This is a genomic window from Paenibacillus jepli (assembly GCF_047238105.1).
GTDB lineage: Bacteria > Bacillota > Bacilli > Paenibacillales > Paenibacillaceae > Paenibacillus_D.
Window position 1 is genome coordinate 3,937,239 of sequence record NZ_JBDFMD010000001.1, and the last position, 18,891, is coordinate 3,956,129.

General features: G+C 59.4%; 13 protein-coding genes. All 13 read left to right on the forward strand.

All coding sequences use genetic code 11. The annotated features are described in order from the left end of the window. Positions 1-6: 6 nt before the first annotated feature. Entirely contained in the window at positions 7-891 is an 885-nt protein-coding gene (locus ABC336_RS17200; RefSeq protein WP_413239802.1) for a carbohydrate ABC transporter permease, read from the forward strand. A 167-nt stretch (positions 892-1,058) separates the two neighbouring features. Next, positions 1,059-2,648, forward strand: a complete 1,590-nt coding sequence (locus tag ABC336_RS17205; protein ID WP_413239803.1) for an extracellular solute-binding protein — start codon at positions 1,059-1,061, stop codon at positions 2,646-2,648. A 137-nt stretch (positions 2,649-2,785) separates the two neighbouring features. Next, positions 2,786-4,060, forward strand: a complete 1,275-nt coding sequence (locus ABC336_RS17210; protein ID WP_413239804.1) for a rhamnogalacturonan lyase family protein — start codon at positions 2,786-2,788, stop codon at positions 4,058-4,060. 292 nt (positions 4,061-4,352) lie between these two features. After that, entirely contained in the window at positions 4,353-4,667 is a 315-nt protein-coding gene (locus tag ABC336_RS17215) for a hypothetical protein (RefSeq protein ID WP_413239805.1), read from the forward strand. After that, a complete protein-coding gene (locus ABC336_RS17220) occupies positions 4,667-5,167 on the forward strand; it encodes a DUF1854 domain-containing protein (protein ID WP_413239806.1) in 501 nt (166 codons plus the stop codon). Before ABC336_RS17215 ends, ABC336_RS17220 begins: the two co-directional genes overlap by 1 nt. A gap of 35 nt (positions 5,168-5,202) precedes the next feature. Further along, the gene (locus ABC336_RS17225) at positions 5,203-6,906 is read left to right on the forward strand and encodes an RICIN domain-containing protein (protein ID WP_413239807.1); all 1,704 of its coding nucleotides are present in this window, start codon (positions 5,203-5,205) and stop codon (positions 6,904-6,906) included. Between the two features lie 477 nt (positions 6,907-7,383). Continuing rightward, positions 7,384-9,057 (forward strand): extracellular solute-binding protein, encoded by a 1,674-nt coding sequence (locus tag ABC336_RS17230; RefSeq protein WP_413239808.1) that lies wholly within the window; start codon positions 7,384-7,386, stop codon positions 9,055-9,057. Between the two features lie 59 nt (positions 9,058-9,116). Beyond that, positions 9,117-10,856 carry a sensor histidine kinase gene (locus ABC336_RS17235; protein WP_413239809.1) on the forward strand — a complete coding sequence of 580 codons (1,740 nt, stop codon included), beginning with the start codon at positions 9,117-9,119 and terminating at the stop codon, positions 10,854-10,856. Between the two features lies 1 nt (position 10,857). Further along, positions 10,858-12,495, forward strand: coding sequence for a response regulator transcription factor (locus ABC336_RS17240; RefSeq protein ID WP_413239810.1), 1,638 nt, complete (start codon positions 10,858-10,860; stop codon positions 12,493-12,495). Between the two features lie 133 nt (positions 12,496-12,628). Continuing rightward, positions 12,629-14,122, forward strand: coding sequence for a glycoside hydrolase family 43 protein (locus ABC336_RS17245; RefSeq protein ID WP_413239811.1), 1,494 nt, complete (start codon positions 12,629-12,631; stop codon positions 14,120-14,122). 119 nt (positions 14,123-14,241) lie between these two features. Next, a complete protein-coding gene (locus ABC336_RS17250; RefSeq protein ID WP_413239812.1) occupies positions 14,242-14,403 on the forward strand; it encodes a hypothetical protein in 162 nt (53 codons plus the stop codon). Positions 14,404-14,532: 129 nt separating this feature from the next. Beyond that, on the forward strand, positions 14,533-15,903 hold the full coding sequence (locus ABC336_RS17255; RefSeq protein WP_413239813.1) for an ABC transporter substrate-binding protein: 1,371 nt from the start codon (positions 14,533-14,535) through the stop codon (positions 15,901-15,903). Positions 15,904-15,987: 84 nt separating this feature from the next. Further along, a complete protein-coding gene (locus ABC336_RS17260; RefSeq protein WP_413239814.1) occupies positions 15,988-18,885 on the forward strand; it encodes an extracellular solute-binding protein in 2,898 nt (965 codons plus the stop codon). Positions 18,886-18,891 lie beyond the last annotated feature (6 nt).

The following is an 18,891-nucleotide window of genomic DNA, read 5'->3' on the forward strand; positions in this document are numbered from 1 at the left end:
CTGCGCATGCATTCACGCCACGATACGCTGGGCGAGAGGGTATTCGATGTCGCCAACTATTTGTTTCTGACCGTATTTGCCTGCATCACTGTGTTGCCGTTTATCTATATTATCGCCGGTTCATTTACTACGGAAGCGGAGCTGGCCGCGCGGGATTTCTTCATCATTCCTTATGAATATTCCCTGTCGGCTTACCAGTATATCTTCTCCTCCAGCACGATCTTCCGCAGCATCGGCGTGTCGGTATTCATCACGGTATTCGGCACGATTACGAACCTGTTCTTCACGCTGACGATGGCTTATGCGCTCTCACGCAAGGATCTGCTCGGACGCAACACGATCATGAACCTGGTCATCTTCTCCATGCTGTTCAGCGGCGGGATGATCCCGACGTATCTCGTCGTCAAGGAGCTGGGACTGATCGACAGCTATGCGGCAGTGATCCTGCCGGGCGCGATCAGCGCGTTCAATCTGATTGTTATCAAAAATTTCTTCCAGAATCTGCCCCCTGGGCTTGAGGAGTCCGCCCGGATCGACGGCTGCACTGAGCTCGGCGTCCTGTGGCGCATCGTGCTGCCGCTGTCCAAGCCGATCATTGCTACTTTTGGGCTGTTCTACGCGGTAGGGCACTGGAACAATTTCTTCTCGGCGCTGCTCTATCTCAATGATCATATGAAATGGCCGCTGCAGGTCGTGCTCCGCGAGATGGTCATGCTCTCGCAGCTGGCCGTCGGCGATCTCAGCAGCATGGACCCCAACTTCGTGCGGCCGCCGGATCAGGCGGTCAAGATGGCGGTCATCGTCGTTGGCACGGTGCCGATCCTGATGCTTTATCCGTTTCTTCAGAAGCACTTTGCCAAGGGCATGCTTCTGGGCTCCATCAAGGGCTGATATCCCTTGACATGCTAGCTGGTAGACCGGAGGGCGAGGTGCAGCTGTCACAAGGCAGCCATCGACAGCCCTGCCGGCTTCGATAGAACGGCGCGGCGAAGCGTCGTACCAGACATATTGCACGTGAGCTAAACCACGGTTGACCATTATCCAAGGGAGGTTTACAGATGAACAGAAGCAAAGGTTGGAAACGTAAGGCGGCCCTGCTGCTCAGCGCGGTCATGGTGCTGGGTGTGCTGTCGGCTTGCTCCGGCGGCAACGGGGGCAGCGGCGGCACTAATGCCGGCACCGGCGGCGAGCCGCCGGCGACAGGCACCAATGAGGGGAATACAGGCGAAGCCAAGGCGGAGCCGCTCAAGCTGAGCTTCATGGTGCCGGCCTTCGAGACCGAGTTGCCCGGCAAGGACAGCCCGGTGCTGCAGGCACTGCAAGAGGCGACCAATACGGACATTACGATGCAGTTTGTACCTAACAGCTCCTACGGCGACAAAATGAACATTACGCTGGCTTCCGGTCAGCTGCCGACGCTGATGGTCGTCGACCGCAACTCGGCGAGCTTCATCAATGCGGCCCGCACCGGCGCATTCTGGGAGCTGGGGCCGTACCTGCAGGATTATCCGAATCTCAGCCAAGCCAATCCGATCATCCTGAACAACTCCTCCGTTGACGGCAAGACGTATGGCATCTACCGCGGCCGCGTCCTGGGACGGATGGGCGTGACGATCAATCGCGACTGGATGGAGAACCTGGGGCTGGAAGAACCCAAGAGTCTTGAGGAATTCTATGCGCTGCTCAAGGCATTCAAGGAAGACGATCCGGACGGGAACGGCAAGGATGATACGTATGGCATCGTCGTGACGAAGTATGCGGGCCCTTGGGATATCATGCAGACCTGGTTCGGCGCGCCGAACAAGTGGGGCGAGGCGGAGGATGGCTCGCTCGTGCCGGCCCATACCACACCGGAGTATCTGGAAGCGCTCAAGTTCTTCCGCCAGCTGTATGAGGAAGGACTCGTCAATGCCGACTTCGCGGTGATGGATCCGGCCGTCTGGAACGATCCGATCATCAATGGCGAGGCGGGCGTCATGGTCGACGTAGCCGACGCTGCCAGACGGATCAACGAGAAGATGCAGGACAAGGAAGCGCGCGACAAGCCGTACGTCAATGTCTTCCAGGCGCCGCCTGGTCCGAAGGGGCACCGGGATATGCCGACATCGGGGTATGCCAATGTCATCGCGGTCTCCAAATCGCAGGTCAAAACCGAAGAGGAGCTGCGCCGTGTGCTGGCGTTCCTCGACCAGCTCAATGACGAAGACATGCAGATGCTGCTCGGCTACGGGATCGAAGGCCGGCACTATGAGATGGTAGACGGCTACATCCATCCGTTGGTGGGTCCTGAGGACGTGGCGCTGTCGACGGAGCTGCGCTCCATGAACCAGATGCTGATGTTCATCGGTCCGGAGACGCCGACGCTGGAGTCGACCGAGATCAATGACAAAGTCGCCGAGGTGCAGGCACTGAACGAAGAGATCGTCGTCGCGAATCCGGCCGAGCCGCTGATCTCCGACGTCTATGCCCAGAAGGGTCAGCAGCTTGACAATATTATCAACGACGCCCGGATCAAATACATCGTCGGTCAGATCGATGAAAGCGGGCTGGAGGAAGCTTTCCAACTGTGGCTGAGCAGCGGCGGCAACGACTATATCGAGGAGATCAACAAGCTGTATCAGGAAGCTCAGGCAGCCCAGGCGGGATAAGCTGCTGCAGGACAGGCGGGGGGCGCAGCGCATGCTGCGCCCTTCGCATTCACTCATACAAGACAGGGTAGTCCTTGTCAGAACAGGCACCAAGCGATGAACGCTGCATGGTGACTATAAGGGAGGGAACGCATCCAATGACGAATACAGAAACAGAAGCCGCGGTGCTTCTGAGGACACTGGACATCCGGGCTGCAGGCAAGCGCTGCAAGATGCTGCTCGGCGATATCGACGGCGACGGCCGGATGGAGCTGGTGCTCATCCAGGCCGACGGCGGCATCGATGACCGCTATGTGCCCCATCAGGTGCAATGCGCCACGGCCTACAATCTGGACGGCGAGCTGCTATGGCAACTGGGCACGCCTGATCCGGAGGCAGGCGGGCCTGGCTCGGACTACCCGGCGCAGCTCTACGATATCGACGGTGACGGCTGCTGCGAGCTGCTGTGTGTGATGAACAAGCAGTTCCACATCATCGACGGCAAGACAGGGGAGATCCGGGCCATCCGCGACCTGCCGGACGAGCTGGCGCATGACTGCATCATCATCGCCAATCTGAGTGGCGGCCCGCACGCGCGTGACATCATCCTGAAGGATCGGTACCGGCGGCTGTGGGCGATGGACAGCGAATGGCGGCTGCTATGGACGCATGAGGGCAATACCGGGCATTATCCTTGGGTGCACGATATCGATGGGGACGGGCGCGATGAAGTGATGGCCGGCTACACGATGCTGGATCATGACGGCACACCGCTCTGGTCCTGTCAGGATCTCGAGGATCACGCTGACTGTCTCTGGATCGGCGATGTGCGGGGCGACGGGACCCGCCAGCTTGTGGTCGGCGGCAGCGTGACGGTGCTGTATGACTTTGCCGGCAGGGAGCTGTGGCGCTATGACGGCTCGATCGAGTCGCAGCATGTGGCGCTGGGGCGGTTCCGCGCAGACGGGCCGGGTCTGCAGGTGGCCGGTCTGGACCGGATCGTGCGCGGCGATCAGGGGGCGGCGAGCGGCCGCGACGGCATCTTCCTCCTGGGCAGCGACGGGCGCGAGCTGTGGAAGGAAGACCGGCAGACGAAAGGGTGGCTGACGATCATCGAGACCTTGCGGGGCTGGGACGGCGGGGAGCTGGACTATATCCTGGCGTACCGGCGCGGCGGCGGCGTGATGCCATCGCTGCTGGATGGCGAAGGCCATACGGTCTGCGCCTTCCCGGTCGACGGCTATGTGCAGTATGGCGATCTGACCGGCGGCGGTCGGACGCATGTGCTCATCTATGACGACCGGACAGTGTCGATCTTCGCGAGCGAGCCAAGCGAGATGACGGCCGCACGGTCGGACATGCCGTTGGTGCAGCCCAAACGGCTGTACCATGCGACGCTTTATCCCGGCGGCGAATACGAGGCGTCCGGCTGAGCGCCAATCGTGCCTTTGCCCAAATATAAGAGGCAACCGTCCATGACATCACGTCATGGGCTTTTGCTGTTCGATCAGCCCCCCGCCTCTGAGCAAGAGCAACCCTCAACTGACCTTGCGATCCGACATGGTAAACAATGGGCAACGAAACAAACAATTGCAGCTTGTCCCGATCTCGCCTGATCCAGATAATTAGAGATGCGTAAGGATATGGTGCCGAAAGGAGGCATGTCTCGATAGCAATAATGTAAGCGATTACTATGTCATGTCAATCAAAAGGAGTAGTAAAGTGATGACCATGCAAGACCAACTGCCAGAACGTCTGCGGCGCCAGCTGGCGGACTGTCGAATCCTGTTCAGCTATCGGGCCGATCGGGTTGCCGACGGAAGCTTCGGCTCTCACTGGATTGCCGTTACCGATCAAGGCGTCACGGTCTGGAAGGAGGAAGGGACGCCGCTCTCCCGGCTGACCCTGGTCGTACTCGACAAGGGCAAGGTCGTCGAGGTCGGCACGCATGAGGAACTGCTCGCCATGCCGGACGGCGTCTACCGCAAGCTGGTGGACGCCCAGCAGCAACTATCGCAGATTAGAGGGGTGGGGAGCTGATGGAGCACCATATGGATCGTACAGGCCTGCTGCATCCGGCAGCGATCTCTCTGAGCCGCAGCAAGGGCGGCGTCCTGTGCGGCGTCATCGATGGCAAGTCCTACGACGAGCTGGCCGTCTATCGCGCCTTCCCCTTCAACTACCCGGACCGCTACATCTCGATCCGGACGGTGGAGGGGGACGAGCTGGGCATGGTTGGCGGGATCGCCGAGCTTGATCCGGAGAGCGCCGAGGAGCTGGGCCGGGAGCTGGAGCTCCGCTATTTCCTGCCGCGCGTGGAGCGGATCGAGCGAGTCGACTTCCGCTCCGATCTGTGGCTGTGGGACCTGCATACCCATCTTGGCCCGACGCGATTGGTCATGCGCAATCTGCACGAGCATCTGCATTATGCCAGTGACGGCAGGATCATCCTGAGCGATCAGAGCGGCAAGCGATGCGAGATCGCCGACTGGCGACGCCTCGATGCGCATAGCCGCAAATGGTTGTCAGAGCTTTTGTAAGGATCCGATACGACGATACCAAGGAGATGATCCCATTGCAAAGATGGAAGAACATGCTCAAAGTATGGCTGGTCTGTACGCTGCTGCTGCCTTTTATCGCGATCGACAACCAGGTGGCCGATGCCTGGACGGGCACGGGAGTGCCCAAGCTGCATGTCAGCGGCAAGCATCTGGTCAACAGCAGCGGCGAGCAAGTGCTGCTGAGCGGCTGGCATCAGCCGACCGGCGCCTACTGGACCTACCAGGACAGCCAGTACTACCTGAGCCGCCACGGCAACAATCGCCACGCAGCGACGCTGGCGTATTTGAAAGACATTACCGACACCTTCACCGACACCTCGCCCAAGTACGGCAATGATCATGGCTGGTACATGAATCAGGTCCGTCTCTTCATCGACCGGCAGGATATGGGGGACGTCGCGGCCGGGACTTATAATTTCGCCGGATTGCAAGCGGTTACCCAGAATGTCATCATCCCGTACATCGCCTATGCCCGGACGAAGGGGCTGTATGTGACGCTTGGTCTTGACTTCACGCTGCTCAACGACGAGGCAACAACGCAGGGCAACCTCGACAAGTTCAATCAGATCTGGGGCTATCTGGCTTCCCGGCCGGAGATCAAAAGCGCCGACAACGTCATGTTCGAGATCGTCAACGAGCCGGTCAAGTCGTTTGCCAACGGACGCTGGGGCGGACATCCGTCGGACCCCGACTTCGTCGCCTTCTGGAACTCGCTGCGCACCTTCCAGAACTCGATCATCTCGACGATCCGCCATCAAGGCGCGGACAATGTCATCTGGGCGGCCGGCCTCGGCTGGGATCAATACTACCAGCTCTGCGCCTCGCACCCGCTGACCGATCCGCTCAACAATCTGGGCTACGCCGTCCACTGGTATCCCGGCTATGGGGCCAATGACAATCTTGCGACGTTGCAGCAGCAATGGAATACGAACATCCAGCCGTGCGCCCAGAACTTCCCGATCAATATTACGGAGACGACCTGGTACAAATGGCTGCCCGGCGATCCGCCGTACTGGACGCTCTTCGACGGCACCAACGCCGGCTTCGGCAAAAACACCAAGTCCATCTTTACTTCCTCGGGTAATGTGAGCATCGCCATCCATATGAACGGTTTCCTGCTGGAGCCAGGACCGCGCAGCTCGTTTGCGGATCCAACCGCCGGGCTGAAGTATGACGGCAATGCCGCGAGGGACGGGATGGCCCGCTTCATCTTTGAATGGTATTACGAACGCGCCCAGACTGTACCGTGGAACGGCGTCTGGAACCGCATCACCTCAGGCGGCACCTACAAGCTGATCAATCGCGCCTCCGGCAAGGCGATCGACGTCCCGGGCGGCCAGAACACGAACCAGCTGCAGCTGCAGCAATGGCCGGACAACCATGCGACGGCGCAGCAATGGGTAGCCGCCGACATGGGCACCTCGACGAACATCTACCGGCTGCGCAGCGTCAGCTCGAGCGACGGCAAGGTGATGGACGTCCGCAACGGCACGAGCAACAACAACGAAGTAATCCAGCTCATGCAGGACCTGAGCACCAACGCGCAGCGCTTCCGGCTGATCCGGCTGAGCAACGGCTATTACAGCATCCTCAACGTCAACAGCAACAAAGCGGTCGAGGTGGCCGGAGCGTCGGGCGCGGACGGAGCGAAGCTCCAGCAAAATCCGTATCGCGGCGATAATCATCAGCAGTGGCAGCTGATCAGAATCGACGCTTAGAAGCGTGGTGAAAATTAGACCTGCGTTGTGCGGATCGTCCTTCCGATCGCTGTTGTTCCCAGAATTCTTAGATATCACCTCTTAATAGGGATGAATTCCGGGAACAAAGGCGAGTCCGGCATTATAAGGGCGGCGTTTGCAAGACTAAAAATTAGCCCTGCAATGCACCATGTGCTGGAAACCAGATCTCTAAGTATAGAAAGTAGCATTACAGCCTGCTTCTTGTCCCTTGCCAAAAACCAGCCCCAGCCTTGGACAACGAGGCAGGGGCTGGTTTGCTTTTTTGTAGGGTTATTTTGCAGGTTTTTCGCCGCATGCAGTTCAAGTTATAATAAAGCATGCGCGCAAAGCGCAATAGAGTAAAAGGAGGGTAATGATACAAAGAAATGCGGGTTGTCAGCGGCGGAATCGTTTCTGATAATTAGAGGTACGGACAGAGTTGACTGAGTTCTACTAAAGATGGAGTGATGCTGGCGCATGACATCTACACAGATAATCAAGTTTGGACTCGCAGTGCTGATGCTGCTGCCGGTGATGGTCACCTGCGCGGATAATAGTCCGAAGCAGCCGGGGAACGGACCGGTAAGCTTGCCCCCTCCGGACGGCAACTTGGCCTTCGCGCCTTATGCCCCTGCGATCGAGATTGGCATGGTCCGCGAGACCAACGATTCGCTGGAGGATATGATCGCGGGTCTGCCGGGAGAGACGCTGCTGGATAATCGCTGGACGAGGCTGTACGAGGATGAGCTGGGCATCCGGATTCGTTACGATTGGGTGGAGAAGGGCGTACTCTATCACCAGAAGATGGGGGTGTCGCTCGCTTCGGGCGCGATTCCCGACGTCGTCCGGGTCAACGCGCAGCAGCTGAGACGACTCAGCAACGGCAATCAATTGCAAGATCTTACGCATGTGTACGAGGCCTATGCCTCGCCTCTGACACGCGAGATTCTGAACGAGGAAGGGCCGGGACCCCTCGAGATGGGGACGATCGATGGGCGGCTGATGGGGATACCGGAGACCAGCGGGTCGGTGGAGCAAGCGATGTTCATCTGGCTGCGTACCGATTGGCTGGAAGCGCTTGATTTACAGCCCCCCGCCACGATGCAGGAGCTTTTAGCTATTTCGGAAGCGTTTACAGAAAAGGATCCTGACGGCTCGGGAGCCAGCGATACGTATGGACTTGGGATTGCCAGTCATATCTGGGACCCGGTCGCCGGTCTGGTCGGATTCATGGCGGGCTATGGCGCTTACCCGAACATCTGGATCGATGACGGTGGCGGCGGTCTCGTCTACGGCGGCATCCAGCCGCAGGTCAAGGAAGCGCTGGCTGTGCTGCGTCAGATGTATCTGGAAGGTCAGATCGACAGCGAGTTCGGCCTCAAAAACGGCCTGAAGGTGCAGCGCGATATTGCCGAGGGCCGCATCGGTCTCGTCTATGGCGAGCAATGGAGCTCCTTTTTCTTGCAGCCGAGCCGCGCCGGCGATGCCGATGCACAGTGGCAGGCGTTCCCGATCGTATCGGCCACGGACGACTTGCCTCGCGTGCCGCTCAAAGTAAGTCCGAGTCAGTTTTTTGCGGTGCGCAAGGGCTACGAGCATCCCGAGGCGCTGCTGAAGCTGTTTAATCTCCATCTCGAGAAAAACTGGGGAGAGACGGCCGATTACCAGAAATATTACAGCACGCCTCAACCGGTATGGCAGCTCTCGCCGGTGACGCCGTTTCCGGGACGCAAAAATCTCGACGCCTATCGTCAGCTCGAGGAGGCGAGGCGAACGGGCGACTATACGCGCCTGCAAGCGGAGGCCCGCGCGATCCACAAAAACATCTCCATCTACCAGGCCGGAGGCGAGGATCGTGATACAGGCTGGGGGTGGGAGAGGACGTACGGCCCGGAGGGCGCGTTCAGCATTGTCGACCAGTATGAGCAGAATGGCCAGTTTTTGATGGACGGCTTCGCGGGCGCGCCGACGGAGGCGATGATCGACCGGCAGTTTATCCTCTCCAATCTGCAGCACGAGACGTATATCAACATCATCATGGGACGCCCGCTGGCGGACTTCGACGCATTCGTCGAGGACTGGCACGCGCTGGGCGGCGAAGCGATCACGGCCGAGGTCAACCGCTGGCTCAGACATCGCAACCGGTCTTAAGGGCGCTCGCCTGACCGCAGAAACGCCCAGGCATCTGGCAATCCATTGGAGGCGGAATCTTGTTTAAATTCCCTGCGATCCGTTATCGCAAATCAATCTTCATGCGGCTGGTCGTCACCTATGTGCTGGTGATCATGCCGATCATCATACTCGGCTTCTATCTCTATCAGTGGAATTACAAGAGTGCCATCGAGGATATCTCCCGGGCGACCCATGTGCAGCTGGAGCGATATCTCGATGAACTGCAACGCGAGGTCGAATGGATGGGACTGCAGCAGTTCGACATCCTTGAGGATGACAGTCTGAACAAGCTGGCGGTCATGTGGTCGAATATGGATGCAGCGGAGCGGCGGGAGCGGCTCAACTATGTTGCCAACCGTCTCACCTCCTTTAAAAACAGCAGCGCCTCCATCAGAGATATCTACGTGCATATCCGTACAGTGGGCAAGACGGTGTCCGCCTCCAACGCGATCCACGATCTCGATACCGAACGCTTCACGCGGTTCGACGTCGCTTCGATCCGCCGCGAGAACCGTCTCATCCGCTGGGGCGATACGCTGCATATGAGCGCCGCCAAATTCAGCGGCCGCCGGGCCGAGCCGCCGCTCTTCATCGTCCAGATCGAGCTGGACGCCGAGGGGTTGCGGGATTCGCTGCAGCAGGTGCATCTGTACCCCGAAAGCGGGGCGTTCCTGCTCTCCGAGCGCTCGGGCTTCGCCCTGACGAGCGATCCCGACTCGGCAGCGATCGTCGAGAGCTATCTGGCTGTACGCCAGTCGCCCCAAGCGAGCAGCGCGCTGTTAGAGCTGGAGGGCGTGCTGTATCGGGTCGACCAGGCGTATTCGGACTCACTTGGACTGACGATTGCGACGTATCTCCCCGAAGAGACGGTCCGGCGACCGCTCGCCAAGTTCTATAATTGGGCCTGGATCTTCGCCATCGCTTCTCTTATGGCCATCGTCCTGATCTCATACTCGACGTACAGGCTCATCCACAAGCCGCTGCTGCTGCTTGTCCAGAGCTTCAAACGAATGGAGGGAGGCGCATTGAACATTCGGATCAAGCATGAGCCACAGGACGAATTCGGATACTTGTACCATCGCTTTAACCATATGCTCCAAAAGCTGCAAAGCCTGATCGACCAGGACTTTAAACAGAAGATGATGATGCAGCGGGCCGAGCTGAAGCAGCTGCAGTCCCAAATCAACCCGCATTTCCTGTACAACAGCTTCTTTATCCTGAACTCGCTGGCCAAGACGGGAGATGTCGAGCGGATCGAGCAATTTACCGACATGCTCGGCGAGTACTTCCGGTTCATCACCCGCAACGGCGAGGACCACGTCCCCCTCTCCGAGGAGGTGCGGCACTCTCGCATGTACACCGAGATCCAGAAGCTGCGCTTCTCGCGGCGCATCCAGGTACGCTTCGACGAACTGCCGGAGGCGATGAAGAGCATCCGCGTGCCGCGGCTGATCATCCAGCCGATCATCGAAAATGCCTACGAGCACAGTCTGGAGAAGGTGCTCGACGAGGGACTGCTCCACGTCACCTTCGAGGAAGAGGCGGGAAGCATCGGCATCTGTATCGAAAATAACGGCGAAGCGATCGACGAGGACACGCTCGCCACGCTCCGGTATAAGCTGGCGCATCCGACCGAATCGTATGAGATGACCGGGATTATGAATATCCACCGGCGACTGTTGCTGACCTTCGGCGAAGGCAGCGGCCTGCAGCTCTCGCGGAGCGAGCTGGGCGGTCTCAAGGTCGTCATCCGCATCAGACTGGAGGAGGGGATGTAAGATGTATCGGCTGTTGATCGTTGATGACGAGGAGATTATAACGGATGGGCTGTACGAGGTGTTCCACCGGCTCATGCCGGAGAAGCTCGATATCTGCCGGGCGTACTCCGGCAGGGAGGCTCTGCAATGGATGGAGCGGACGCGGATCGATATCGTGCTGACGGATATCCGGATGCCGGGGATGTCCGGTCTGGAGCTGTCGCAGCAGATCCTCACCTACTGGCCTCGCTGCCGGATCGTCTTCCTGACCGGGTACAGCGAGTTCGACTATGCGTATCAGGCGTTCCAGATGCCGCAGGTGCGCTATCTGCTCAAGACCGAGGGCTACTCCAAGGTGACGGAGACGATCGCCGAGGTCATCCAGGAAATCGACCATAGCAGCCGGATGAGCGAACTGGTGCGGCAGTCGCGCGAGCAGACCGATGCGCTCGCCTATCTTGCGCAGGGCAACTATCTACGTCATCTGCTGCATGAGAGCTCGAGTCTGGCCGAATGCCCAGAGAGCATGAAGCGGGACTTCAGCCGCTGTCAGCTGACGCTTGATCCCGGTACGCCGGTGCTGCTGGCGCTCGGGCACCTGTTCTTCCCGGAGGGCGCATCCTACGCCGGCAAGCAGGAGATCATGGCGGCGGTGCAGGTCATCTGGCGGCAGTTCCTCGGCAGTCCGGCCCGCAGCGCCGGCACGACCGACAAGCATGGCGACATGGTGTGGTTCATCCAGCCGTCGATCTATGCTGAGGAGAAGGTGGCGCAGCACACGGTGCGCTATCTGGAAGGCACGCTGGAGTTGGTCCAGGAAGCCTGCATGGAGTCGCTGGGGCTGCCGGTCTCCTTCACGATCAGCGGCTCGCCCTGCGAATGGAGGGACGTCAGGGAGCAGCATGAGCGGCTGCGCCAGCAGCAGCAGATGCGGATCGGCGACGGCATCTCGATGATCTTCACCGATCGCTCGGAGCGGCAGGAGGCGGCTCCGACGCGCGAGAGCGGCAGAGTGAGCCAGAAGGTGGAGCAGATGACAGCGCATCTGGAGGCCGGACGCGAGGACCAGTTCGTCGAGCTGTTCGATGAGGTGACGGCGAGCATGCAGCAGCCGGATACGATCGCCCAGCGCAGCCAGGAGACCTACTATGCGCTGGCGCTCATGCTCCTCTCCTCGATCAACCGATGGGGGCTGCACAGCCATGTCGGCGACTATGGCCGGCTGATGCGGCTCGACGAGCATGCCTCGCTGCGCAAGGGGGTGGAGTATCTGCGCTTGATCGCCGAGCGGATCTTCGCCGTGCGGCGGATGGACGCCCGGGATCGGACAGCGCATGTGATCGAGCGGATCTGCCAGTATATCCAGGATCACCTGGGCGACGATCTTTCGCTCGTGCGGCTGGCCGAGATCCACTACTTCAACCCGTCCTATCTGTCTCGTCTGTTCAAGCAGGAGCAAGGCATCAACCTCTCGGAGTATATCGATCAATGCCGGGTCCGCAAAGCCAAAAAGCTGCTGGAGCTGAGCGATCTGAAGGTGCGCGACGTGGCGTCGGCGGTCGGCTACGAGGCGGCGCATTCCTTTACGCGCTTTTTCAAAAAAACATTGGGGATGACCCCGCAGGAATACAGGGATACACTAAGCAGCGTAGGAGAGTGAGAGCAGACCGATGAGCAATTCCCGCAAGCGGCAATGGGCAGGGATTTTGACCATTGTTGTCGCGTCAGTTATGATAAGTCTAGCTATCTATGAAACGATGTTCGATAATATCAAACAAAAAGGAGATTCTCACATGACGAATGCAAACTCAAACCCCTCCGCAGAGGAAAAAGAACCGATCCAGGGAGCGGACACGAATCCAGTCGAAGTGAAGCTGGCCGCTGCGCTCGGCAAGCAGCCGCCGCACGGCAACCCGCTGATGGGCCACAAGTTCGGCGCCGATCCGTATGCGCTCGTGTATGACGACCGCGTCTATCTGTATATGACCGGCGACGTGCTGGAGCATGACGGGGCGGGCGAGATCAAGGAGAACTCCTATAGCTCGATCAACAAACTCCATCTTATCTCTTCGTCCGATCTGATGAACTGGACGGATCATGGCGCGATCGCTGTAGCAGGGCCGCAGGGCGCGGCGACCTGGGCGACGCAGTCGTGGGCGCCTGCCGCCGCGCACAAGGTGATCGACGGGGAGGACCGCTTCTTCCTCTACTTCGCCAACAATGCGACCAGCATCGGCGTGCTGACGAGCGACAGCCCCGAGGGGCCGTGGGTCGATCCGATCGGCAAGCCGCTCATCACTCGTCAGACCCCCGGCGTCGAAGCGGTGACCTGGCTGTTCGATCCTGCCGTGCTGGTGGATGACGACGGAGAAGCGTACATTTACTTCGGCGGCGGCGTACCCGAGGGACAATTCGCCGAGCCGAATACGGCGCGTGTGATGCGCCTGGGAGCCGACATGACGAGCGTCGTCGGCACGGCGGAGGTCATCCCGGCGCCGTATATGTTCGAGAACTCCGGCATCAACAAGGTGAACGGCCAGTATTACTACACCTACTGCTCCAACTTCTACGACGGCGTTCGCGAGGAAGGCAGCCCGCGGGCGGGCGAGATTATCTACATGACGAGCGACAACCCGATGGGACCGTGGACGTACCAGGGATCGATACTGAAAAACCCGATGCACTTCTTCGGCGTCGGCGGCAATAACCACCATGCGATCTTCGAGTTTCGGGACAGTTGGTATATTGCCTATCACGCGCAGACGCTGTCCAAAGCGATGGGCGTCGCCAAGGGCTACCGCTCGACCCATCTCAACCAGGTCGAATTCGATGCGGCGTCCGGCCTGATCCAGGAGATCACAGCCTCGTACGAGGGCGTGCCGCAGCTGCAGTCCTTCGATCCGTATGCGCCGGCGCGCGGCGTGACGATGGCGTGGAACGCCGGCATTACGACAGAGGCGGCGGCAGAGCCTGCGCGCACGCACGTAGCCGATATCCAGGCCGGCGACTGGGTCGCGCAAGCCTCGGTCGACTTCGGCGAGGGGGCGGCGACGTTCCGCGCCTGGCTGGCCGGAGCAGGCGAAGGCGGCACGATCGAGCTGCGCCTCTCCAGCCCCGAGGGCGAGTCGATCGGCGCGCTGGAGGTTCCGGCGTTGACGGCGGGCGAAACTGTCGAGCTGACGACCGAGGTGTCGGGAGCGAGCGGCACCCACAACCTGTACCTGGTGTTCCTGGGCGCGCCGGAGACGGAGCTGTTCCGACTCGCCGCATGGCAGTTCGAGCAGTAGGAGACGGTAGTATCGGTTGATAGAAGGGGAACGCTAAGAGCTCATGTTCACTCTAATCAAAGAGGCGCATGTCCGAATGACGGGCATGCGCCTCTTTGAATTGCCTGGAGGGGAGGTGAATGCTTGTGGTGCGTAAAGCGCCCGGCGACAGCGCTTCTGCGGCGATCGAAGCACAGTGTGAAATTTGCAAAATACTAATAGTATCTCAAGGAATGGGAGAGAAAGAAAGATCCATTTCTTTACTTATATATCCCGCTGTTTTCCTTGTTTTTGGCCTGTAATCGAACAGGGTGGAATTATATAAAAAACCTATACCTTAACAGGTGAAAATACCTGCAATTACTCCGGTTGTTGGAGTCAAATGAAAGCGCTACAATTTCGAAGTAGAACAACAATTGAGGGGGATAACCATGAAGGCAAACAAGGTTTGGCTCACGCTTCTAAGTCTGATGCTGGCAATCGCACTGGCCGCATGCAGCAGCGGCAACGGAGGCAATGGCCCGTCTACTGAAGGGCCCGGCAACGAGCCGCCAACCACCGAAAATACGGAGAGCGAAGGCAGCGAGGAGCCGGAGGGCACAGCGAGCAACGAGATGGATTTTGATATGGGCGGCCGTACGATCAAGGTGGTCTCCTGGTGGGATATGACGATTCCCGACAATAACCCGGATAACATCCAGCGCATCGAGAACCTGGAGGCGCTGAAGCAGAAGCATAACTTCGATATCGAGTATATCGCCATCGATTACGGCGAGTACCAGGAGCGCGTGGTTGCTTCCCTGATGGCCGGCGAGCCGCTAGGCGACATCGTAAGAATGGGCAAGGCGTACATGATCCCGGCATTGACCAAGCAGGATATGTTCTGGCCGGTCGATGAGTACACCAGCAACGAGAACGTCTTTAACCAGCGCATCACCGACCTGTATTCCCAGTTCGAAGGACGGGGTTACGGCTTCTCCGAAGGACGCACCAATCTGATCACGGGCATCTTCTACAACCGCACGCTGATGAAGAACCTCGGACTGAAGCCGCTGCAGGAATACGTCGACGAGGATAACTGGAATTGGGAGACCTTCATCCAGGTAGCCAAGGAAGCCAATCAGGACACGAACAACGACTCGAAGATCGATACGTGGGGCTTGGCCGGCGGCTCGCTGACCGAGCAGGCGCTGGCAGCCAACGGAACGGATCTGGTGAGCGGCGACCAGCAGAATCTCGATGACCCGAAGGTGGTCGAAGTGTTCAATTTCATCTCCCGTCTGGCCACCGAAAGCGTCGCCCGGCCTACCGAGGGCGGCGACTGGACGGAGCCGGGTCAGTTCTTCCGCCAGGGCAACACGCTTATGTATGCGGGTGCAGACTACGAGACCTCCGGACTGAAGCAGGATATGCAGGACTTCGACATCGGCTTCGTGCCGTTCCCCAAAGGACCAAGCGCTTCGACTTACCACGCGCATGAGCCGGCGGTGCAGTTCCTGACAATCCCGAAGGTGATCGAGAATCCGGAGCAGCTGATGTATATCTGGGAGAAGATCAACGACATCGAGTCGATTTACGACTATCCGGGTCAAGCCGGACTGGAGACGAATTTTGACAATGAAGACGATATTGCCAACGCGAGATTGGCTGGGGATAACATGAACATCATCGATCGCAACTCGTTCCCGTCCCTCCCTTACTATGACATGGTCGCGGAGCTGGAAGAGGGGATATCGGTATCCACCGTAATTGAGAAATATAAGGCGCCGATTCAAGCGGCGATCGATGAGGTCTACCAATAAGCGATCAAGAATCATTCGCCAGTCCCCATTTTGATTCTACGAAATGGGGACTGTGTACTTTGCCTACAGGTTAGGAGGTAAACCATGAAGCGTCGTTGGAAGACATACACGATCATCCTGCTGGCCTGCGCTCTTCTCGTCTCGCTTTGGGCATGGCCGTCCCAACGCTCCGAGCCTTGGCAGGTGCAGGCGCGGGCCGATTTTGAGGCGGTATCGGATTCGGCGGGCGAAGACAGCTACGACGAGTATTACAACCGGCATATCGGAGCAGGTCGCCCGGACGCAACGATTCGTCTGGCTGCCGCCGACTTCACGGAGACGGCCGACGGCGAATTCGAGATCGTCGACAACTACATGGGCAACCAGGGCGCAGCCGTGCTGACGCCCGAGACCGGCAGGATCCAATGGCAGGTCGAAGTGCCGGCTTCCGGCATGTACAACATGCGCATCCACTATTATCCGGTGGCCGGCAAGAGCTCGTCGATCGAGCGGGTGCTGACGATCGACGGCGAGGTGCCGTTCCGGGGCGCCGATCTGCTGCTGTTCGATCGGGTATGGGATAACCGCGAGGATTACATCCGCCGCGACGACCGGGGCAACGATCTGAGGCCCCGGCAGATCGAGCGTCCGCAGTGGCAGCAGGCTGAGCTGAAGGACAGCGAGGGCTACTATGAAGATCCGTATCTTTTCTACTTAGAGGCGGGCACGCGGACGATTGCGCTGGAGGCGCAGCGGGAGCCGATGGTCATCGCATATATCGAGCTGTATCAGAACAAGGGCTTGCAGACCTACGAGCAGGTCAAGGCCGCATACGAGGCGCAAGGGCTGCAGCCGGCGCAAGGACAATACATCCAGGTTCAGGCCGAGGATGCGGTCAGGAAGTCGGCGCCCACGCTCTATCCCGAGTCGGACCGCTCTTCGCCGACGGTCCAGCCTTACGATGTCTCGAAGATCCGCATCAACAGCATCGGCGGTCTGAACTGGAAGATCCCCGGGCAATGGATCGAGTGGGAGATCGAGGTGCCGGAGGACGGACTCTATCAGATCGCCCTCAAGCGCAAGCAGGACCAGCTGCGGGGGATCTACTCCACACGCAGCCTGACCATCGACGGCGAGTATCCATTCGAAGAGATGAAACGGCTGCGCTTCAACCACAACACAGATTGGCAGACCGACGTGCTGGGCGGGGAGGAAGAGCCGTATCTGTTCCACCTGACGGCAGGCAAGCACCGGCTGCGGATGACGGTGACGCTCGGCGATATCGCGCCGCTGCTCCGTACCGTCGAGTCGAGCGTGCTGGCGCTCAACGAGATGTACCGCAAGATCCTCATGATCACCTCCAACAATCCCGATCCGCTGCGCGACTATCAGCTGGAGCGGCGGATCCCGGAGATGACCGAGCTGTTCCGCGAGCAGGCGGAGATCGTCGGCTCAGTGGCTGACTATCTCGAGGAGGTGACAGGCGAGGCGAGCGACAAGGTGGCCGTGCTGCATGCGCTCGTGCGCCAGCTTGAGGACATGGCGGAGCGTCCCGAGACGGTCGCCAGGCGGCTCGACAGCTTCAAGATCAATGTCGGCGGCCTCGGCACATGGATCCTTACGGTACGCGAGCAGCCGCTCGCGCTGGACTATCTGGTCGTCTCCTCGCCGGACGCGGAGCTGCCGCGAGCCGAAGCGGGGCTGCTGGAGCGGACGCGCCATGAGCTGGGAGCCTATATCGCTTCTTATACGGAAGATTACGACAGCATCGGCAATATCGAAGAGAAGCAGCGTGCCATTACCGTATGGATCACCACGGGCCGCGACCAGGCGCAGGTGTTGAAGGGGCTGATCGACGATACCTTCACGCCGAACACCAACATCTCGGTCAGCCTGCGCCTCGTGCCGCCCAATATTTTGCTGCCGGCGACACTGGCCGGGCAAGGGCCCGACGTCGCGATGCAGATGGGCGAAGATGTGCCGGTCAACTATGCGATGCGCAAGGCGGCAGCCGACCTGAGCGTGTTCCCGGACTTCGATGATGTCGCCGTGCGATTCCGGGAGAGTGCGCTCATCCCTTACCGTTACAACGATGGCGTCTATGCACTGCCCGAGCAGCAGCTGTTCCCGATGCTGTTCTACCGCAAGGATATCCTTGCGGAGCTGGGTCTGACGCCGCCCAGAACCTGGTCAGAAGTGTACGCCCTGATCTCGGTGCTGCAAAAGCATAACATGGAGTTCTTCCTGCCGATCGAGGATACGATCAACAACGCGGCGCTGGTGCCCAACGCGACCTTCGCGATGCTGATGTATCAGAACGGCGGGGAGTTCTACAGCGAGGATCAGATGTCGAGCGCACTCGGCTCGGAGATCTCGATGGAGGCGTTCAAGCGGTGGACGCAGTTCTACACCAATTACAAGTTCCCGCTGCGGGCGGACTTCCCGAACCGGTTCCGGACCGGCGAGATGCCGATCGGCATCGCCGACTATATCACGTACAACATGCTCACCGTCATGGCGCCGGAGATCCGCAACCTCTGGGACTTCACTATCGTCCCGGGTACGGTGCAGGCGGATGGCCGTATCACCCATGAGGTGGCAAGCTCGACGACGGCGGTTCTCATGCTGGAGAATGCCCGGGATAAGGAAGCGTCCTGGGAGTTCATGAAGTGGTGGACGGAGAAGCAGACGCAGATCGAGTACGGACGCGAGATGGAAGGGCTGATGGGAGCCGCGGCCCGCTACCCGACAGCGAATATCGAGGCGCTGGAGCAGCTGCCTTGGCCGGTCAAGGACTACCGCAATCTGGAGGAGCAATGGCAGTGGGTGCAAGGCATCCCGCAGATCCCCGGCGGCTATTTCACCGGACGTCATCTGGACAACGCCTTCCGGCGCGTCGTCAACGCCGGCGCCAATCCTCGCGAATCGCTGTCCGATTATATTGTCTACATCAATGATGAGATCACCATCAAGCGGCAGGAGTTCGATCTGCCTGTCCGGTAAGGGGAG